Below are 19,696 nucleotides of genomic sequence, written 5' to 3' on the forward strand. Positions count from 1 at the left end.
TCTCGATCACAACTTGGGGGATTGGCGAACGGAGCCGGGACCAGCCCTTGCGGGTCTGTCTACGGATCGTGGCCCGGGTGAGGTTTCGACGCGGATTCCGCGCGGCCAACATCGATGACGAACCGCGGCTTCCGCCGCGGCCAGTGCTAGCAGGCAGCGTGCGGCGAGTCCGGCAGGAGGGAGGTGCACCTTGTCAGATCGAGAGACCACGTTCGGTGTAGGCCAGGTGATGGTGTTGACCTCGCTGGGCGACTGTCGCGTATCGGTCCCGGTGCTGAGTTGCCACCTGGCCGCAAGGCCGGCTGCCGTCGGTACGGCACGAGGTCGGGTTCGGGCGCACTTCACGGACCACCTGCATCGAGACGCGCTGGCGGATGCGGAGCTCATCGTCACCGAGCTGGTGACCAATGCGGCCGGCGCGTCACAGGAGGCCGACGACATCGAGCTGAGCGTGCGCCTGACGGGTGCAGAGCTTCTCATCGAGGTCTTCGACCACGCCACGGAGACGCCCCGTCGTCGGCAAGGAAGCCAGTCCGACGAGGACGGGCGCGGGCTGCTCCTGGTGGAGAAATTCGCTCGGCTGTGGGGGTGGGCACCCATTGCCGACAGAAAGGTCGTCTGGGCCGTGTTGCCGGTCGAATCGCCGCACGGCCCAGCCTATCCGGGCTGAGCCCCGCCCCCTCGCTAGAGAACTCAGCCTCCCGCCGCGACCACACACTGACGGACGCGCGGGAGGCCGATCCCCCCATGCCATCGCAAGGGAGAACGATGTCAGACCAGCACAGCTCCCCATGGACACCGGAGACGTCCAGCACACACCGCCTCCCGGAAGGCCGTGCGTCGCGCCGAATCGCCGCCACGTCTGAGGAAATCCGCACGCACAGACCTGCTGCACCGGCGGGCGTGGTGGAAGTCATTGACCTGTCACCCGAGACACGCTCGGCACTGGGACGGTTATCCGACCGCATCACTGCGGACCCGTACCGGTCGGGCATGGCGTTCGTTGAGGAAGCGCGGGCGGCCACCCCTCACCTGCCGAGCGAGCTTGTCCGGTCGCTTGCCCGGGCGGGCGCGCATGAGGGAACCCCAGTCCTGCTCGTGCGCGGCCTACCCGTCCCGTCCGGGCTGCCGCCGACTCCGAACGTGAAGTTCGACCACCAGCGAGAGATCGGCCGTCTGGGGACGGAAGCACTCCTGGCGTTGCTGGGCTCCTGTGTGGGAGAGATCTTCACCTATCGCGAGTGGGACAGCGGCCACATGGTGCAGAACCGCTATCCGATCGCGTCTCACCGAACCATCCAGTCCGCAACAGGATCCACCGAGCTGGTGCTGCACACCGAGGCGGCCTTTGCCGCACTCTCACCGGACCATCTCGTTCTGCTGGGCCTGCGGGCGGATCCCGGCTCGTCAGTCCAGACCGTTGTCGCGGACATCGGTACGGCGCTGGAGAGCATCTCCGCCTCGAGCCGTCGGCAGTTGGCCGCGCCTATGTTCGCGTTTCCCAGTGACCACGGCTCGCACATGGCCGGGGGACCGCGAATGACGGAGCCTCACCCGATTCTCCGGCAGACGACCGAAGGACTCTGCCTGGACTACCAGCACAGCATCACACCGCTGTCGCCTGAGGGCGCCATGGCGCTCGCCGAGCTGAACGCGGCATTCACTGCCGCTGCCGAAGGGGTCACGCTGCGGTCCGGGGAAGCGCTGGTCATCGACAACCGGCGCGCCGTACACGGCCGTACCGCTCTCCAGCCCAGGTTCGACGGCACCGACCGGTGGATCCAGCGGGTACTCCTGCGCCGCACGCTGCCGGCGGACGAACGGGTCGTTTCCGACTCCCGCTTCGACCAGTACCCGAGTGAGTTCCGCAGCACCCTCGCACGCCCCAAGTGACCCCAACTCAGCGACCTCCAGGGAGGACCCACGCCATGTGGCGAGATCACCAAGTTGTCGACACCGACGGGCACATCATGGAGCCGCTCTGGCTCTGGCCCGACTACCTGGACCCGGCTTACCGCAAGAACGGGCTGCAGGTGCTCCGCGACCCGGCAGACGGCGACAAGCTGCTCGTCAACGGCCGACCGTCTCAAATAATCCGCCGCCTCGGCGGGATTGTCCCGGTCCCGGGACAGGCCGTCGAGGACTGGAACACCCTGCCGGCCGACGGCAGCTTCGCCTCCTACCGTGACTCGTGCACATCGGCTTCCTGGAACGCGGAGCACCGGGTTGCCTGGCTGGACGAGACGGGCATCGGATCTACCCTGCTGTTCCCCTCTCTCGGCCTGATCTGGCCGAGAGAGGCTGGACCGGACAGCCCCTACACCGTCGCGCACTTCGACGCCTACAACCGCTGGCTGCTCGATATGACCGCCGACACCAGCGGACGCCTGCTTCCAGTCGCCCAACTCGCCTTCACAGAAGGCCTGGTGAAGCGAGTCGTCAGCCTTGCCGAACAGGGCTTCCGCCATGTCATGCTGCCGACCGGCATCGGTACAAGTCTGCGAACCGCAGACAGCTTCTTCGCCACCACTCAGGACATCGGCCTGACCGTCCACCTTCACAAGGTAGCCATCCCCCACTTCCTGGGCACCGAGCAGCCCACCAGCCTGCAGAACCCCCGCCTGGGCCGATTCTTCAACCACGTCCACGAGACCCTGCCCGGACAGCTCTTCCTCACCGCTCTCCTCGACTCCCGCGTCCTGGACCGTTTCCCCCACCTGCGCTTCGCCTTCCATGAGTGCAACGCCGGCTGGCTCCCGGCCTGGATAGAACGCGCCCACGAGTCGTGGGAGACCCTGCACGGCACTGGCCAGCAACTCCCCGACCAGCCGCCCAAGCACTACCTGCAGGACCGGGACACTCTCTTCTTCTCCGTCGGCCTCGGCGAGGACCTGGCAGCGATGCCCGACTGGCTCCACCGCCGGATCATGCTGGCTACCGACTACCCCCACCCCGGCACCCCGACCGATCCGGCCTCGGCCTGGGCCCCCGCACTGGAAGCACTGCCGCATGACGCCGCTGCGGGACTGCTCAGCGCCAATGCAGGGCGCATGATGCCCGCCGCCACCGCCAAGCTGGAGGTCCGCCATGACCGCACGAACTGACCGGGACTCCCGCTTCGCCCTGCGCCTGAAGAGCCTGGACAAGGTTCCCCTGGAAGAGGCCTTCCGCCTCGGTGCGCTGCGTGACGGCGTCCAACTCACCACCACCGCGCTGCGTTTGCCGGTGCTGGGGCAGGTCATTCCGCGCATCGAGATCGAGATCAGCGGGCCGGACTACCGCAAGAAGGTCACCGTCCGCGTCAACCAGAGCTCCCCCTTCATGTTCGACGCTGGCCAGCTCACTGCCACCATCAACGGCAAGGCCCGCTCGGTAGCGTGCGCCCAGTTCGTCGACGACGATCGAGCGCCCACCGGTATGTACAACTTCGGGCTGCTGCGCGAGAACGGGCTGCGGAGCTTCGTCTTCGACTACCACACGTACTGCGCCTACTCCTGCGACTTCTGCTTCAAGGAGTCGGAGTGGGAGGTCCTCGCGGTCGAGCAGGTCCCGGCCGCGAGCTACAAGGCGAACTTCGAACAGTGCCTCGCCCATGTCCAGGAGCACGCCGAGGATTTCCGGACCAAATACGACATCGTGTGGCTGTGCACCGGCAGCATCACCAACGAGCAGCTCGAGCTGGACCGCCACCGCCGTATTGCGCGGGCGCTCCGGGAGGCCGGCTACGAACAGGGGATCTACGTCTCCCAGGTCATTCCACCGACGCTGCGTCAGGATGCGGTGCGACGCCACGACTACCTCAAGGCGCTCCACGAAGCGGGTGTGAGCCGCTTCAACAGCGGCGTCGAGATCGTCAACAACGCTTACCGGCAGAAGTACGTCCACGGCTACAAGGGCACGCTGACCTTTGAGGACTACGTCAGCGTCTTCTCCGACGCGGTAGAGATCTTCGGGCACCAGCAGGTCGGCAGCTGCCTGCTGGCCGGCATCGAGCCCGCCGAGGACACCCTGCGCGGACTCGAGACCATCGCGGCGCTCGGTGTCGTACCGTCTCCTACGGTGCTGACCCCCTTCGTCGTCAAGCAGCAGGACATCCCGTTCCACTATGACCTCGACGGCCTGATCGACACTCACCTGGGCTTCAACGACATCATTAGGCGCTACGACCTCCCAGTGTTCTCCGGCGTCTTCAGCCTGGCCTGAGCCAGAGCCCCGCGGGGAGCGCCCGATCGCGGCGCCGGCCTGTCCTGACCGTCGCCCTTCGGCGCCTGGCAGTTCTAGCTGGGTGCCCGGGGGCAGGCCGTCGCCGCGACCGACCACCGCTCAGCGCCGCAGTCACCGTATCGGGCGATAACGGCGCGCCCTGATCCCAGACGTCCGCTACGCTGGGGCTCCCCCCGGGTGGCCGTCTACCACCCGCCGAAACCGCGCGACCAACGCGCCTGCAACCAGGGAGTTGCCTCTTATGGCTCGTACATTGATCCGCGACCTCAGCTCGCATCTGGACGAGACCGTCACCGTCTACGGCTGGATCAACACTCTCCGCCTCCAGCGCCGGATGCAGTTCGTCCTGGTCCGTGACCACACCGGCCTGGTGCAGGTCACCCACCCGCGCGGTGGCGAGGAGGACTGGATTGAAGCAGCCTTCGAAGAGGTGACCCTCGAATCCGCCGTGAAGATCACCGGAAAGGTCGTCGCGAACCCGGTCGTCAAACTCGGCGGCCTGGAGGTCCTGCCCGAGAGCGTGGAGATCGTCGCCCAGGCGGAGACCGGCCTTCCGATCGACGAGCACACCGGACTCGACCAGCGCCTCGACTGGCGGTTCCTTGACCTGCGTCGCCCCTCCCAGCACCTGGTCTTCGACGTCCAGACCACCATCGAACAGGCGATGCGTCAGATCGCCGACGACGAGGGCTTCACAGAGCTGCACACCCCCAAGCTGATGGGGACCGCTTCCGAATCCGGTGCCGAGGTCTTCAAGGTCGGCTACTTCGACCGCACCGCATACCTGGCGCAGTCACCGCAGTTCTACAAGCAGATGGCCATCGCAGGCGGAATCGACCGGGTCTTCGAGATCGGCCCCGTCTTCCGAGCCGAGCCATCGTTCACCTCCCGCCACGCCACCGAGTTCACCGGCGTCGACGTCGAGATCGCCTGGATCGACAGCGTCGAGGACGTGATGGCCTTCGAGGAACATATGCTCCAGCGGGTCCTGGCTGACGTCTGTGCAGAGCACGGCGAGCAGATCGCCGAACTGTTCGGCGTTGACGTCACCGTCCCCACCCTGCCGTTCCCCCGAGTCACCATGGCCGAGGCTCTCACGAAGCTCCGCGCCACCGGGTGGGACCCGGCCGGGGAAGCGGTCGACCTCGACCCGGAGGGCGAGCGCACGCTGTCGGCACTCATCGCCGAGGAGTACTGCCACGAGTTCGTGTTCATCACCGACTTCCCGGCCGAGGTCCGTCCGTTCTACCACCATCGCCGCGCTGACAGCGCAGACACGACAGCCAGCTTTGACCTCCTCTGGAAGGGCGTGGAAATCACCACCGGCGCCCAGCGCGAGCACCGCCACGACGTGCTGAGCGCGCAGGCCCTGGAGAAGGGCATGGAGCTCGCGCCACTGGCTCAGTACCTTGACTGCTTCCGCTACGGCACCCCGCCGCACGGCGGCTTCGGACTGGGCCTCAGCCGGGTGATCATGCTCCTGCTCGGCCTGCCTTCGATCCGTGAGGCGACGTTCCTCTTCCGTGGCCCCAACAGGCTGGAACCCTGACGCCGTCTGCTGTTGAGGTCAGCTCAGAAGCCGCGTCGAGGTAGCGGCATCAGGCGGACGACCTGGAACGTCGCGTAGCGGCCGTGACGGCGGACCCAGTACCTGGGTGGATTTCAACGGCCGTGTTCGGCTCGGGCGACGTTGTCGCCCATACCTACGCCAGGCCGTCACCGCCGCCGGCTCCGGATGCTCAGCGGCCCTGGACGCTGAGCGCTATCTGCCAGCCCTGCGGACCTGGCCACGGGCGACCTCGAGGACCCAGCCGAGCTGCAGCCCGCCCAGTAGCAGCACCTCGCACGGCACCTGTCAGTTCACGGGGCCCGGACGGCCACCCGCCGCCGGGCCCTGCCCTCTCTCACGGAGCCCCCGGGGCCCGATTGCAATCACCTCTAGATTGCAATCGGTCCGAATTGAGCCTCCGGCTGGTTTCATATGGCACCTGATAGGTGTTTCTGAGCGCATTTCCGTAGGTTCATAGAGAGGTCCCTCGGGAAGGTCGCCTGGCAGGTCAGCGCCCGCTACGCTGGGGACAGGCGAGGGACCACACGCGGCGAACCGCTGTACGCGGACTTCTTTTCCATCGCACGGACGCCGCGCTCCGTTCAGCGCCTGACGTGCAGAAAGTTGAATGGTCGCGCGACTGGGGGTCAAGGGGTCGCAGGTTCAAATCCTGTCGTCCCGACGTTAAAGTCGCAGGTCAAAGGGCCTGGAAGCCTAGAGCTTCCAGGCCCTTTCCTGTTGCCCGGGGACGCTCCGGGGACGCGGTGACCGCCGCCAGTACGTCTACGCAGGTCAACGCCGGTCTACGGTCGTCCACGCGGGTGGCCCGGACGCTGTGGGGTGGAGCCCAGGTACGTCGGTGTGCTCTGCCATCGACGGCGCCCGGAAGCGGCTGGACGATCAACGCGCACACACCGGCTGACGCAACGTCGCTTCTACGATCCGCGCGGAAGGGCTGGCCGCCAGTGGCGGGCTGGTTCACACAGCGGTGCGGCGGGGGAGGAAGCCCGAGGGCGGGCGATGTGAGGGGGCGCCGATGATGTTCGGGTATTCGGACGAGTGGTGGGTTCTGCTGTTCGTCCCGGTAGTGCTGTGGGTGCCGTTCGGGCCCTTCGTTATGGGTGCCCTGAGGGCGTGGTGCGCCCGTCGGACCGGCTGGCGGGCACGGCTGTGGTCGGTGCTGCTGCCGGCGTTGCCGGTGGGGGTGTTGGGGTCGACACGGTCCTGCCCACGGACACCTGGGACGAGCCGACCTGGCGGGACCACTTCCTCGGCTACCTACCTGTATTGACCCGCAGGGTTGTCGACACGGCTGATGGGTGGCTGGCCATCGAGTGCGGTGTGGCACCGGCGGTAGTTGTAGGTGTGGAGGAAGTCCGTCAGGGCTTCGGTGCGTTCGGCGTTGCTGGAGTACGGGCGCACGTACGCCCATTCGTCGAGCAGGGTGCGATTTAACTCCCGCAGCTGACGGCCTGAAAAATAGGGTGCGGTCGGCTGAGCTGGGGTGACAGGTAGGCGATGTGACAGAGAGTCTTGAGTATTCCGCCCTGCTGCAACTGATCGACGAGCGGTCGGCCGCGTTCCGGAGTGCGGTTGCCGCCGCGCCCAGCCTTGACGCGCCGGTGCCGTCCTGCCCCGAGTGGACGTTGTTCGATCTGGTGCAGCACCTGGGTACGGGCCAGCGCTGGTGGGCCGCGATCGTCGCCGCGGGCCCGGCCGAGGCTCCGTCGGCCAAGGATGCCGCGGAGGTGCCGCGCGAGCTCGAGGCGCTGCTGGCCTGGTACGCCGAGTCGAACGAGCTGCTGCTGAGTGCGCTGCGCGAGGCTGGCCCGGAGCGCGAGTGCTGGGCGTGGTGGAGCGCCGGCGTGTCGCCGGCGAATGCCTGGGGCGTTGCCCGGCGCAGGGTGCACGAGGTGCTGGTGCACACCTACGACGCCCAGCCCGCCGCAGGCGCCGTGCAGTCGATGCCGGCGGACGTCGCGATCGACGGCGTGGCCGAGTTTCTCGACACCTGCAACTCCACCCCGGCGGCCTGGCCGCACGAGGCCGCCACCATCCACTACCACGCCACCGAGGGCCGCTCCTGGCTCCTCGCGCTGGACGGCACCGGCGCCTGGCCCGCACCCCCCACGGACGACGCCGCGCCCGCCTCCGCTTCGGCCACGGGCACGGCCGAGCAGCTGCTCCTCTTCGTCTGGGGCCGCCTCACGCTGAGCGACCTGAAGATCGAGGGCGACCAGCAGGTGTTCGAGCAGCTGATCGCCTGGGAGCCCGAGGAGTAGCCAGTCAATACCGTCAGCGGACGGCCTCGATGACGTCCGCGTCGGTGAATGTCGCGAACAGCTCCGCCTCCGCGCGGCGGACGGCCAGTACGGCCTCGTACAGCTCGGGCCCGAGCGCCTCCTGCAGCACTGCCGACTCAGCCAGGAAGGGGATATGGCTACGACCAGGGTTTCTGTTAGGTGCTCTTAGGCGCTCTACCTTGCCGTCCGTCGGCGGACGATAGGGGCGCGTGCGCTTATGGACGATGCCGGCGACGCTGAGAGTCTGGCCGAACAGGCGGGATCTGTAGCAGGAGCCCTTGTCGGTGAGGACACGCTCGACGGTGATGCCGTGCTCGGCGAAGAAGGTATTCGCACGCTGCCAGAAGGAGGCCGCGGTCTCTTCGCGTTCGTCGATCAGAGCCTCGCTCTACGCGAGCCGGAAGTGATCGTCGACGGCTGTGTGGACGAAGCTGTAGCCGATCACGGGACAGCTGCCCCTGCGCGCGTCGGTTGTGGCCTGCCGATTGCCGGCGGCCTGCTGGCGGGGCATGATCCGATGTCCGCCGCCGTCGGGAATGTTGCCGAGCTTCTTGATGTCGACGTGGACCGGTTCCCCAGGACGTGATCGTTCGTAGCGTCGGATGACCTGACCGGTCGGCCGGTCCATCCAGCGCTGCCGGTTCAGGCCGTGGCGGGTCAGGACGCGGTGGACCGTCGAGCTGGGTATGCCCAGGATCGGGGCGATCCGTGCAGGGCCGAGCTTGCGGTCACGCCGTAGCTCGCAGATGCGATTCTCGACATCGGCAGGGGTTCGGTGCGGTGTCGTCAGGGCTCGACTGGAACGGTCATACAGCCCCGGATGGCCTTCTGCTCGCCAGCGCCGGACCCATTTGTGGGCTGTGGTGCGGGAGATGCCCATTTCTTCGGCGCCGTGGGCGATGGGCCTGCCAGCGCGGACCCGTTCGACGAGGAGCCGTCTGCCGTGGATGGTCAGCCGGGCATGGGGTGGGGCACGGGAAGCCTCTGGGATGGTGCGGAATGTGATGCGGAGCCTGGGTCTTGTGCCCGAGGCCGCCGATCTGGCGATCGACGTCCTCGGGCGACAGAGAACGAGCCTTTGTGGGCGGCGAGTCAGGCCGGGGCCGTCTGCGCGCCCCGCTGGATCTATTCGGCCCAGGCACGCTCCAACTGGGTGCGGAAGGTAGCGGGCTCCCGCCCGATCAGCTCGGCCAACGTCGAGTCGACAGTGGTGAACTCGCCATCCCGCGCCGCGCCGAAGATGCTCAGCATCAGGTCGGCGATCGCGGCCGGGGCGCCGTGCGCCAGGACCTGCTCGCGGAAGGCGTCGTCGGGGACGACGGTGCGGGTGAAGGGCCGTCCGGTGGTCTGCGACGCGATCTCGGCGACGGTGTCGAAGTCGAGCGCCGCCGGGCCGGTGAGCGGCGGGGTGGGCCCGTCGAAGCGGCCCTCATCGAGGATGATCGCCGCGGTGGCCTCGGCGAGGTCGTCGTGGCCGGTCCAGGCGACAGGGCCGTCGGCGGGAAGGGCGATATCGCCGGTGTGGCGGGCGGACTCCAGGAACTGCAGGGCGCTGGCCGCGTAGAAGCCGTTGCGCAGCGCGGTCCAGGGCAGGCCAGTGGCGCGCAGCAGGTCCTCGGTCCTGGCGTGGTCCCGGCAGGCCTGGAAGCGGGAGTCGTGCGCAGCGCCCATCTGGCTGGTGTAGAGGATGCGGCCGACCTTGGCCTTCACGGCGGCGTCGATGGCGGCACGGTGGCCGCTGACGCACTCCTCGCCCGTGCGGTCGAGGGAGACGAGGAGCAGCTGCTCGGCCCCTTCGAAGGCGTGCATGAGCGAGTCGGGGTCGTCGAAACTGCCCTGCCGGACGCGGACGCCGCGGTCGGCGAGGTTCTGGGCCTTGCGGGGGTCGCGGACGCTGACGCCGACGCGGTCGGCGGGGACCCGCTCCAGGAGGCGCTCGACGGTGCGGCGGCCGAGCTTTCCGGTGGCTCCGGTAACGATGATCATTGGGCTCCCCCAGCGATGTTTCCAGTGGAATCGCTCCAACAGTAACACTGGAAATTCCGATGGAAACAGATCCTCGGTACCATCGGTTCATGGCTACACGCGACTCAACCGACAACCCTCGACGCCGCATCGTCGAGGCAGCCGTCGAGCTGCTGGAGAACGGCGGCCCTGACGCGGTGAGCACCCGCGCGGTCGCCGCCGCGGCCGGCATGCAGCCGCCAGCGATCTACCGCCTCTTCGGCGACAAGGAGGGGCTCCTGGAAGCCGTCGCCGAGCATGGCTACGCGCAGTTCCTGGAGAGAAAGCGCGCACAGCTCGACCCCGCCCCGCAGGACCCGGTGGAGGACCTGCGCCGCGGCTGGGACACGGTGGTCGAGTTCGGGATCTCCCGCCCCGAGCTGTTCGCGGTGATGAACCGGGCCACCGGCCTGGGATCGGACGCAGCACACCGCTCGGGCCTGGAGATCCTCCACGGCCGGGTGCGCCGTCTGTCGGCCGGGGGATGGCTGCGGGTCGACGAGGAACTGGCCGCCCAGATCATCCAGGCCACCGGCCGAGGCGCAGTCACCACCTGGCACTCCACCCCCGCGGACCGCCGCAATCCGGCGCTGTTGACCGTCCTGCGTGAGTCCATGGTCGCGGCCGTCACCCGCGCCGAGCCGGCGATTCCCGCCGCGGAGTCCCCTCCCGTCGCGGCGGCCCGCGCGCTGCGCGCGGCCCTCCCCGACGACTCCGATGTCCTGAGCGACGCGGAGCAGCGCCTGCTGCGTGAGTGGCTCACGCGCCTGGCGGCGGACGATGGCGCTCCGCGTGCCTGATCGTGCGTCAAGCGCCGTCGTGCAGGTTGAACCTCACGAGGAGAGATCGTGCGATGAAGCAGCCTCCACGAGATGAGACAGTGGGCGACCACACGGCTCCGGCTGGCTTCCCCTGGCCATAACGCGCCGCCAACCTTGATCACATCTCCGCCGCCCACTGTTACTGACTTCGGCTCGTCAGGGTGAACTCTCCCGAAGTCCCTGATGGGCTTGTTGTGGTGGTTGTATCCGGTGGTGTGTGAGGTATGCGGATGGGGGCGGGCTGACCGCCGCGGGACGGGTGCGCCGGGAGTCGGTGCGGATGCAGGCGGCCGAGCTGTTCGAGCAGAGGATCAAGCTGCCGGAAGTGGCCCGGCGTCTGCGAGTGAGCCCGAAGTCGGCCTACCAGTGGCACCAGTTGTGGCGCGGTGGCGGTGTGCAGGCTCTGGCCTCTCGCGGCCCGGGTGGGTCGCGGTGCGGCCTGTCGCCGCGTTGCCTGGAGAAACTCGCCGCATACCTGGACCAGGGCCCGGCCGCACACGGCTGGGTGGAGGACCAGGTGTGGACCGCGGCGCGGGTGGCCACGCTGATCGGGCGGAAGTTCCACCTTTCCTACAGCGTGTCCGGGGCCACGAGGCTGATGCACCGGCTCGGTTTCAGCGCGCAGGTCCCCGCGCGGCGGGTGGCCGAGCGGGACGAGCAGGCCGTCACCGCGTGGAAGGAGGTGACCTGGGCGGAGGTAAAAGAGCCCGGGCGGCCTGCGGGGGCTACATCTGCTTCGAGGACGAGGCAGGCTTCACCCGCCGTCCGCCCAGAGGACGCACCTGGGGCCGGCGAGGCCGCACGCCGGTCGTGACGGTCAGCGGCCGCCGCTCAGGACGGTTGTCGGTGGCCGGGATGATCGCCATGCGGCCCGGCTCCCGCACCCGGCTGTGCCACCGCCTGCGCGCCCATCCCGCGGGCAGAGGTAAGCGCCGCAGCATGGGCGAGCGCGACTTCATCGCCCTGGTCGACGGTGTCCACCAGCTCGTCAAGGCGCCGATCGTGCTGGTCTGGGACCGCCTGAACACCCACGTCTCCCACGCCATGCGCGACTTGATCGCCGAGCGTGCCTGGCTGACGGTGTTCCTGCTCCCCGGCTACTCGCCCGACCTCAACCCCGTCGAGTGGGTCTGGGTACACGTCAAGCACAGCCTGGCCAACCTCGCCGTCATGGCCCTCGACCGACTCGAGGCCCTCGTACGCAACCGGATCAAGCGCCTGCAGTACCGGCCCGACACCCTCGACGGCTTCATAGCCGGCACCGGCCTGGCCCTCGACACCCCAACGCCACCCTGACGAGCCGAAGTCAGTAAGGTGCACGTTCCCAGAGACGAACGATGCGTGCTCACGTGCGCCCTGGCATGCGCCCCCGGAACAGCTGTCAAGGTACGACATCAGCTCTCTGGGGAAGGCGAGTTGGAGGGGGAGCAGGGTGATGCGGGCGGCCGAGGTACTCCGCGAACTGGCTCAAACGTCGAACGCTGCCGCGCACTCCAGCGTCAAGCTGCTTGGCGAGGTGGAAGCGGTTGCGGCGCGGGACGACAAGGAACGGAAGGAGAACGAACTCGAAGCCCTCCGCCGTAGGTCCGGCCTCCAGCCCATACCGACCAGGGAACTCGGTACCGGTGTCGAGCTGACGCCCTGGCACGTTCTGCACGCCCTCGGCCGGGCGATCGCGCTCTCGCGGCGGGGAGCGGGTCGTGGTCTCGCCGAACACTGGGGCTGCCTCAAGTACACCCAGGCCTTGGCGGGGACCCCCGGCACCTTCATGACCCTTTCGGTCGAGGGCCGCGACACTGCGGACTACGACAAGACAGCCCAGTCCGACGAACTCGAGCAGTCCGAGATCCTCTTTCTCCTGCCGCGTCAGCGAGAAGAACCAGCGCATCACCGCCCGGATCGCCACCACGCTGGGCAGCGTTCAGCTGAAGCTCGGCCGGCACCAGGAGGCCGCCGAGTTGCTCGACCAGGCTCTCGCCGTCGTCGAATCCCGCCGCACGCCCGCCGACGAGGCCCCGATCCGCGAGGCGCGCGCCGAGGCCGCCGCCGCGCGGGGTGGCCTGCCGACGGCGCGTCAGCAGCTGCTCTGCGCCTGCGAGATCCACGAGGGCCACCGGTGGGCCGCGTGGGGCGGAGCTACGGGTCCGGCTGGCCGAGCTCGGCGAAGCCGGCTGAGCTTCAGGTCTCCGCCCAGCCTGCGTTGGCGCTCGACCGGCTCAGCTCTGAGCGCCATGGTCAGCCGCGCGGTCTGGGTGCCCCGCTGACGATGCTGCGTTGCCGCGCCTGACTCCGAGCGGCCCGTCCTCGGTGCGGCCGGGGACGGGCCGCTCGGCGATCAGGGCGGATGAGGCTCACCGCAGCCAGACAGCCCAGTCCTGGACGGCGGGCCAGGAGGAGTTGCAGGTCCACAGGGTCAGCCAGGTGCCGTTTGCCCAGCTGTTGCCCTCGTTGGTGATGCACTGGCCCGAGTTGAACAGTGGGGTCGTCCGGTTGTTGCCCGCGTCGTAGTGGCTGCCGACGTTCCACTTCTGGACGCTGGAGCCGGTGCAGTCCCACAGGGTCAGAACGGTCCCGTTCGAGTAGCTGTTGCCACGCGGGGTGACGCACCTGCCGCTCTGCACGTGCTTGACCTCGCCGGAGCTGAAGAACTGGAACCGCTGCACGTCGGAACCCGTGCAGTCCCAGACCGTCAGAGGTGTGCCGTTGGCCGTTCCGTTGCCCTGCGGAGTGGCGCACTTGGGAGTTGAGCCGTAGGCGATCAGCTCCTGGGTTCCGGAGACGGCCTGGGCGGCGCCGGTGTTCGCCAGGCTGAAGGCCAGGGCGACTGCGGCGACCGCCGATATCCGGCGTGCGGTGTTCATCATGGCGACCTTTCAAAGACGACGGGATTGAAGCGGACGCCCCAAGGGGTGCGGGCCTGCGCGGGCAGCCAGGGCCGACCGGACCGGCTCGCGACAGCGGTCCCGGCCGGACGCGCGCGGCCTTCAGCTCTCCCGTCGTCCCCCCGATACTGCGTCAGGCCGTCGCAGCCTCCCTGCGGAGCGGCGCGGCCGGATGAATTTGATCATGCCACCTGCGGCTGCATCAACTCCCATCCGAGGGGTCGCGGCGGCTGACGGCCCGGTGGGGTTCCCGACCGGGCACTGCGGTACCCGAGGCACTGGCGGGGCTCCGGCGCTTCGGGAGCGGCGCGTGGTGCCCGCGGGTGGCCCGTGCGGCGGCCGGTGCGAGGAGTGTCAGAGGGCGGCGCGGGAGAAGGTGGCGATGTGCCGCTTACCACCGATGGCGAGGCGGAGGGTGCCGGGAACGGGGGTGCCGGGTGCAGTGGTGCGCTGGTGGTGCAGGACCGAGGCGGCGACAACGGATCGGCGTCGGTGGAGGGTTCGGTGGTGAGGAGTTCGCCGGTGCGGAGGCGGAGCAGGCAGCGGTGAGGGGTGCGGACGAGGAGGTGTAGCAGGCCGTTGAGCTGTGCGAACACGCCGTCGCGGTGCCTCTTGGCGAAGTCGGCGTCGGACAACTTGGACAGTACTGAAATTGAACCCGTGATGTCGGCGATGGTGCTCCTGCAGCCGTCGCCGACATCATGTGGAGGCCGCCGGGGTCGGTGTCAGTGGACCGGTTCGAGATGGTCGGCGCCCGGGCGGCCGGCGCTCAGGTGGGCGGTGAGGAAGCGGGCGGCGCGGTCGAGTGCGGCGTCCGCCTCGTCGAGGCGGCCGTAGTGGTGCTGGAAGACGTGGGGGAGGCCGGGGCCGACTTCGAGCGTGACCTCGACGCCGTCGGCGCCCGCGCGGCCGGCCAGTCGGACCGCGTCGTCGAGGAGTACCTCGTTCGCCCCGACCTGCACGAGGAGTGGGGGCAGTCCGGTGAGGTCGGCGAACACCGGGCTGGCCAGGGGATGCGCCCTGTCGCCTGCGCCGACGTAGAGATCGGCGCAGGCGCGCACGTCGGCCGCTGTGAAAATGGGATCGGCGCTCTCCTTGGAACGGATGCTTCCCCCGGCGAGGGTGAGGTCGGCCCAGGGGGAGAAGACGACCACGGCGGCTGGTTGCGGCAGCCCGGCCTCCCGGGCGGCGAGCAGCGTGGCGATGCTCAATCCGCCACCGGCGGAGTCACCGGCCATGACGAGGTCGCGCGGGTCGGTGCCCGACGCCAGCAGCTCGCGGTAGGCCGCGAGCCCGTCGTCGACAGCCGCGGGGAAGGGGTGCTCGGGCGCCAGCCGGTAGTCCACCGACATCGCGCGCAGCCCGGCGCGGCGGGCCAGTTCACCGACCAGTCCTGCGTGGGTGTCCGGTGAGCCGATGACGTAGCCGCCGCCGTGCAGGTAGAGCAGTCGGCCGCGGCCGGAGGCTTCGGCAGGCTCCAACTCCAGGGTGGGCCGCCCGCCCAGCACGGCCCTGCGGGTGAGCACGCCCTGCGGCGCGGGACGGGTGACAGCCGCGGCGAAACCGCTGCGCTGCTCCTCGGGAGTGGGCCGTATCTCGCTGCGAGGGGCGGAACGGAGTACGGCGTCCAGGGCGTCGCGCTGCTGTCGGGACATGTGGGGCCTCCATGAGTCGGGGTGCGAGGATGGATTCCTGGGAATCCACCTGCCTGACCCCAACCGGATTCCGAGGAAGATGATTCCCAGGAATCCACTGGAAGGTTAATGTGAGCCGCATCACTCCGATCTTCATCGATCTGGTCCGCGTCGAGACCCGGCTCTACAACGCGGTGAGCGCCCGGTTGCGCGCCGAACAAGGGCTGGGGCTGGGACAGTTCGAGCTTCTGGAGATCATCGACCGCGTGCCGGGGTGCCGCGTGCTCGACATCGTCGGCGAAGTGGCGATCACCGTGGGAGCCGTGAGCAAGGCGGTCGACCGGCTGGTGGCTGCGGGCTGGTGCCTGCGGGTCGCGCACCCGCAGGACCGCCGCTCGTCCGTCCTCCGCCTCACATCCGCGGGTGAGAAGCAGCTGTCCGCCTCCCGCCCCATTGTCGAAAGCGAGCTCACCTCACTGACCGCGGCGGTTCCCCCTGACGACCTGGCCCGCATCGCCTCGACCCTGGCCATCCTTCGCGCAACCCTCGATGCAGGCCCCCACGGTCAGCCGGGATGAGGGGCCATGACCCAATGCCGCTTGGCTTAAGTTGATCAAGCGGCTTCTTGAAGGTCGGCGAGGCGGATGGTCGGCGGCGCGCTGTGGCGGGTGCCGACGCTGCCGGGGCGCTTGACGCGGTAGCTGTTGTGTCGGGCCCGTTTGACGACTCTGGGGTAACTGCGCTTGCGGCGCCGCGGGTTGCGCCTTCTGTGTTTGGTGATGTCGCGGTGTATCGCCTCGATGACGCGGTCTTGCCGGTCAGGGGGAGAAGGCCGCCGGCGTCGCGGTGACGTGCCGGCGGATGAGCCGCAGAGTGCGGGTGAACTTGACCCGGTCGGGATCGATCCCGGCGTTGGTCACGGCCCGGCAGATCAGGGCGCTGAGCGCGTAGTGCGCGAGCAGGTAGCCGTAGATCTCCCGGCGGACATGTCTCGGCGCGGACCGCGTCGGTGAGGGTCTGGTCGTCGAGGTCGCGCAGGGCGCGGCCGGTGCGGTTGGCGGATTGGACCAGGCGACAGGTGGGTGAGCGAGCGGGCCAGGGCCGGCAGCCCACCGGTGTCCGCACCGCTGGGCAGGGTGGCGATGCGAGTGGAGAGGTCTCCCTCGCCGGTGCCCCCACGAGGCGATCGGTTCGCGCCGGTCGGGGTCGACGCTGTACCGCGTCATGGGCGCTACCTCCGGGTCTCCTTGTCGTGCCGGTCGACCGACACGGCAGAGAGTCTGACGCGCCGCCAGGAGCCAATGCGTCCGCGGCCGGTGGCGGTACTGCCGCCGGCCACGGACGGATTCGGGGTCAGCTGATGAAGGTGATCCGGGGGATGGTCCAGCGGACTGTCTCCTCCGGCGGCAACGCCGACCACCTCTGCGCGAAACGGAGGTGGCAAGCTCTCGAAGCACCTCTGCAGTACCGGCACGGCCCGACTTGACGGGGCGGTCGTTGGCAGAGTGGCGGCGCGTCGAAGCCCCGTCGGGTAGATGGCCTTTCCAGGTCGCCTTCGTTCGACGGGGCTTCGTTGTGTACCGCTGCTGCTCCGGCGGACGTCGTCACACCGCCGTGGCCTGCACACTCACAAGATCATCCCGGCTGTAAAGCTGCCCTTGGCGCGGGTGTGCCGGTGTCCTGCTGGTGGTTGCTCAGAAGTGGAGCATGTGCTGGAAGGAGTTCTCCGCGCTGCTGACACGGAGGTGGCTGCGGGTGCCGTAGGCGAGGCGGTTGTTCCAGTTGTACTCCTCGACGTCGAAGGAGCCGTCGGAGTAGACCGCGTTGACGTAGGCGACGTGGCCATAGTCCCCGTGGGTGTCGTTGACGGCGATGGCACCGACGGTGGGGGTGGTGTCGACGGTGACGCCGACGCGGCGGGCGGCGTCGTCCCAGGTGTTGGCGTTGCCCCAGGTGGTGCCGCCCCAGGAGTTGCTGAAGTTCGGGACGCCGAGACGGCTGGCGACGCGGTATGCCGCGAAGGCGGTGCAGTTGTCGGCGGCGAAGCCGCGGGTGCCGTGGTCGAAGTCGTTGGTGGCGCCCTCGTTGCCACCGCCGCCGCTGCTGCCGAGGAACTGGTGGGAGGCCTCGTTGTTCTTCAGGGTGGAGTTGAGGTTGCCCTTGGCGCCGGGGGCGAAGTCCTGGCTGGCGCCGCCGTAGCCGCTGTTGAAGTAGACGCGGACGGTCTTCTCGGTGCGGTTCCACACCGAGGCGGCGTTGTTCTTGACGCAGACGCCCTGGCCGTTGCCGGCGCTCTTGAATTCGTAGCAGCTCGGCTGGGTGGCGCCGTAGTCGCTGATGGAGCCGGTGAAGTCGGAGATCGAGCCGGCCTGGTCGCTGTTGTAGTAGAGGCAGAACTCTCCGGAGTCGCAGGCTCCGTCGCGGGAGGCGGCGAAGGCGGGGGCGGAGGTGGTGGCGATGAGGGGGACGGCCATGGCCAGTGCGGTGCCGGCGACGGTGAGCGTGGTGCGTATCTTCTTCAAGACCTACTCTTTTCGTGACGTGTCATCGACGGGTGCTTCGGTCGTGCTCGGGTGGTACCGCGCGCGGGTCAGTGGGTGCGCTGGTACTCCTCCCAGGTCTGGATGGGGATGCGGGGGCCGTCGTCGGCGGCGTGGTTGGCCAGTCCGTTGAGGCCGAGGTAGTAGTCACCGACCTGGTTCTGGGCCTGGGTGGCCAGATCGGTGTCGCTGATCGCTGCGGCGTGGATGTGCCACGGCCAGTCGCCCTGGCTGGGGTTGCGGACCCAGGCGGCGAATCCGACCTGGCGCAGTGCCCGGGCGACGGCGGTGCGGGTGCTGCTGGACATACCGTCGACGTTGACGTCCACGACGCCACCGCCGTCGTGGGTGCCCGCGGAGGTGGGGTCGCCGCCGGGGTTGTAGGAGCCCTGGTCCAGGGTGAGGTGGAAGCCCAGGAGGCGTTCGGCTTCGGTGAGCATCTTCTGGGTGCGGGTGTCGACGGTGTATCCGTCGCGTTGCACGCGCGCGCCCGCTGCGATCTGGTGGGTGAGGGTGAATCGGCCCTGCCCGAGTGCGGTGAGCGAGGAGGAGCCGGGCAGTCCGTTGGCGTCCAGGCCGGTGTAGCCGAGGGAGCGCTGGAAGGCGGCGTAGGCGGTGATGGTGGTGGTGCCGAAGTACCCGTCCACCCAGCGGGCGTCGAGGAGGTTACGGGCCTGCAGGGCCCGCTCGACGGCCAGGACCGAGTCCTTGGCCCCCGGGGTCAGCGTGCTGTCGGGGCGTCGGGGATCGATCTGGGCAGCCAGGACGGTGGCTTCCATGTCCACCACCGGCAGCGCGGCGGCGGTGGCCGACGGCACCTCGGTGTGGGACGGCGGGGTTGCCGCGTGGGCCTGTGCGGCGCTCAGCACCAGGCCGCTCAGGACGGCGACGGCCGTGAGCAGTCGGGTCGCGGTGGTGCGGGTCTTGGTGGCGGATGCCATGTGGTGGTTCCTTCTGGTTCGGTGGAGGATCGGCCCTGACCTCGTCCCGCTGTCGGGCACCGGCGGGTGAGAGGTCTGTTGGAGGGCTCCCGGCTGGGGCAGCGCTCAGCGGCACCGCTGGTGGGTGCGGCCGTCGGCGATGTGGTTGCTGCGGAGCAGGGCGGCGTCCGCGCAGGTGCGCTTGCCGCTGCCCGGCGAAGCCGGGTGAGCGGTACGAGTTCCGGTGACGGCTCGGGGAACGGTGCTGCTCGATGGACATGGCCGGTTTCGCGGAATCCGCCGGACAATCAGCAACAGCGGCTGTGGGCGCCACGGCGGTCGCCGTGGCGCCGAAGGGTCAGCAGCGGACGTCGGTCTTGACGGCGACCTCGCCGGAGTAGGGAATGGGGCCGGTCCCGTTCCAGCCCAGGGCCTGGGTGCACTCCGACAGGGTGTCGGCGCCGAAGGACCACATCTCCACGTCGTTGTGGCCGCACTGGGGGTCCTGGACGTGTCCGCCGCCGGTGACGATGGCCGCGCACACATCCCAACTGCTGTGGGAGGAGCGGTAGCCCTGCCACACGTACAGGTAGGAGTAGTTCTTCCCGCAGCCCTTGTACTGCTTCACCGACGCCATCGTCTCCCCGCCGACGTTGAGGTAGGCGGTGCTGCCGATCTGCGTGACGCTGGAACAACCAGACGGAGTGGAGGCCTGAGCAGTCCCGGGAACCGCAAGGAGCGTCGGCACGGCAAGGGCCGCGACGGCAGCGATCTTGGTCAGGATACGCATGGTGAAACAACCTTCTTTCAGGAATGGGA

At 68.9% G+C, this 19,696-nt stretch carries 17 protein-coding genes and 3 pseudogenes; 12 read left to right on the forward strand and 8 right to left on the reverse strand.

Features of this window, described 5'->3' with window-relative positions:
* Nucleotides 1-190 precede the first annotated feature (190 nt).
* The 6 genes and pseudogenes from OG871_RS27905 to OG871_RS27930 form a co-directional block, all read left to right on the forward strand.
* A complete protein-coding gene (locus OG871_RS27905; RefSeq protein ID WP_371500400.1) occupies nt 191-670 on the forward strand; it encodes an ATP-binding protein in 480 nt (159 codons plus the stop codon).
* 233 nt (nt 671-903) lie between these two features.
* Nucleotides 904-1,893 carry a TauD/TfdA family dioxygenase gene (locus OG871_RS27910; protein WP_371500402.1) on the forward strand — a complete coding sequence of 330 codons (990 nt, stop codon included), beginning with the start codon at nt 904-906 and terminating at the stop codon, nt 1,891-1,893.
* A gap of 35 nt (nt 1,894-1,928) precedes the next feature.
* Complete coding sequence (locus tag OG871_RS27915; RefSeq protein WP_371500404.1) at nt 1,929-3,104, forward strand: amidohydrolase family protein; 1,176 nt, start codon at nt 1,929-1,931, stop codon at nt 3,102-3,104.
* Nucleotides 3,088-4,203, forward strand: coding sequence for a radical SAM protein (locus tag OG871_RS27920; protein WP_371500406.1), 1,116 nt, complete (start codon nt 3,088-3,090; stop codon nt 4,201-4,203). Before OG871_RS27915 ends, OG871_RS27920 begins: the two co-directional genes overlap by 17 nt.
* A 262-nt stretch (nt 4,204-4,465) precedes the next feature.
* Nucleotides 4,466-5,773, forward strand: a complete 1,308-nt coding sequence (gene aspS / locus OG871_RS27925) for an aspartate--tRNA(Asn) ligase (protein WP_371500408.1) — start codon at nt 4,466-4,468, stop codon at nt 5,771-5,773.
* 116 nt (nt 5,774-5,889) lie between these two features.
* Nucleotides 5,890-6,002, forward strand: a pseudogene (locus tag OG871_RS27930) (thioredoxin-disulfide reductase); the annotation flags it as partial.
* Nucleotides 6,003-7,051: 1,049 nt separating this feature from the next.
* Here OG871_RS27930 and OG871_RS27935 read toward each other — a convergent pair.
* A pseudogene (locus OG871_RS27935) lies at nt 7,052-7,231 on the reverse strand (integrase core domain-containing protein); the annotation flags it as partial.
* Nucleotides 7,232-7,293: 62 nt separating this feature from the next.
* On the opposite strand from OG871_RS27935, the gene OG871_RS27940 reads away from it, so the two are divergent.
* On the forward strand, nt 7,294-8,055 hold the full coding sequence (locus tag OG871_RS27940) for a maleylpyruvate isomerase family mycothiol-dependent enzyme (RefSeq protein ID WP_371500409.1): 762 nt from the start codon (nt 7,294-7,296) through the stop codon (nt 8,053-8,055).
* Nucleotides 8,056-8,242: 187 nt separating this feature from the next.
* Here the strand turns inward: OG871_RS27940 and OG871_RS27945 are convergent.
* Nucleotides 8,243-9,067: pseudogene (locus tag OG871_RS27945) on the reverse strand (IS481 family transposase); the annotation flags it as partial.
* Nucleotides 9,068-9,201: 134 nt separating this feature from the next.
* Nucleotides 9,202-10,062, reverse strand: a complete 861-nt coding sequence (locus OG871_RS27950) for an SDR family oxidoreductase (protein ID WP_371500410.1) — start codon at nt 10,060-10,062, stop codon at nt 9,202-9,204.
* Between the two features lie 89 nt (nt 10,063-10,151).
* Here OG871_RS27950 and OG871_RS27955 point away from each other — a divergent pair, with 89 nt between their 5' ends.
* The 4 genes from OG871_RS27955 (at nt 10,152) to OG871_RS27970 (ending at nt 13,165) form a co-directional block, all read left to right on the forward strand.
* Nucleotides 10,152-10,880, forward strand: coding sequence for a TetR/AcrR family transcriptional regulator (locus OG871_RS27955; protein ID WP_371500412.1), 729 nt, complete (start codon nt 10,152-10,154; stop codon nt 10,878-10,880).
* Between the two features lie 280 nt (nt 10,881-11,160).
* Nucleotides 11,161-11,715, forward strand: a complete 555-nt coding sequence (locus OG871_RS27960; RefSeq protein ID WP_371503448.1) for a winged helix-turn-helix domain-containing protein — start codon at nt 11,161-11,163, stop codon at nt 11,713-11,715.
* Nucleotides 11,631-12,197 carry a transposase gene (locus OG871_RS27965; RefSeq protein ID WP_371503449.1) on the forward strand — a complete coding sequence of 189 codons (567 nt, stop codon included), beginning with the start codon at nt 11,631-11,633 and terminating at the stop codon, nt 12,195-12,197. Before OG871_RS27960 ends, OG871_RS27965 begins: the two co-directional genes overlap by 85 nt.
* Nucleotides 12,198-12,859: 662 nt before the next feature.
* A complete protein-coding gene (locus OG871_RS27970) occupies nt 12,860-13,165 on the forward strand; it encodes a hypothetical protein (protein WP_371500413.1) in 306 nt (101 codons plus the stop codon).
* Nucleotides 13,166-13,252: 87 nt separating this feature from the next.
* On the opposite strand, the gene OG871_RS27975 is transcribed toward OG871_RS27970, so the two are convergent.
* A complete protein-coding gene (locus OG871_RS27975) occupies nt 13,253-13,762 on the reverse strand; it encodes an RICIN domain-containing protein (protein ID WP_371500415.1) in 510 nt (169 codons plus the stop codon).
* A gap of 746 nt (nt 13,763-14,508) precedes the next feature.
* The gene (locus tag OG871_RS27980) at nt 14,509-15,438 is read right to left on the reverse strand and encodes an alpha/beta hydrolase (RefSeq protein WP_371500417.1); all 930 of its coding nucleotides are present in this window, start codon (nt 15,436-15,438) and stop codon (nt 14,509-14,511) included.
* Between the two features lie 110 nt (nt 15,439-15,548).
* Here OG871_RS27980 and OG871_RS27985 point away from each other — a divergent pair, with 110 nt between their 5' ends.
* Nucleotides 15,549-15,995, forward strand: coding sequence for a MarR family winged helix-turn-helix transcriptional regulator (locus tag OG871_RS27985; RefSeq protein WP_371500419.1), 447 nt, complete (start codon nt 15,549-15,551; stop codon nt 15,993-15,995).
* A gap of 1,116 nt (nt 15,996-17,111) precedes the next feature.
* Here the strand turns inward: OG871_RS27985 and OG871_RS27990 are convergent.
* The 3 genes from OG871_RS27990 to OG871_RS28000 form a co-directional block, all read right to left on the reverse strand.
* Nucleotides 17,112-17,939 (reverse strand): CHAP domain-containing protein, encoded by an 828-nt coding sequence (locus OG871_RS27990; protein WP_371500421.1) that lies wholly within the window; start codon nt 17,937-17,939, stop codon nt 17,112-17,114.
* Between the two features lie 68 nt (nt 17,940-18,007).
* Nucleotides 18,008-18,898: a peptidoglycan-binding protein gene (locus OG871_RS27995; protein ID WP_371500422.1), complete on the reverse strand. Its 891-nt coding sequence runs from the start codon at nt 18,896-18,898 to the stop codon at nt 18,008-18,010.
* A gap of 337 nt (nt 18,899-19,235) precedes the next feature.
* Nucleotides 19,236-19,667, reverse strand: a complete 432-nt coding sequence (locus OG871_RS28000) for a hypothetical protein (protein WP_371500424.1) — start codon at nt 19,665-19,667, stop codon at nt 19,236-19,238.
* Nucleotides 19,668-19,696 lie beyond the last annotated feature (29 nt).

The sequence above is a fragment of the Kitasatospora sp. NBC_00374 genome (genome assembly GCF_041434935.1).
Classification (GTDB): Bacteria; Actinomycetota; Actinomycetes; order Streptomycetales; family Streptomycetaceae; genus Kitasatospora.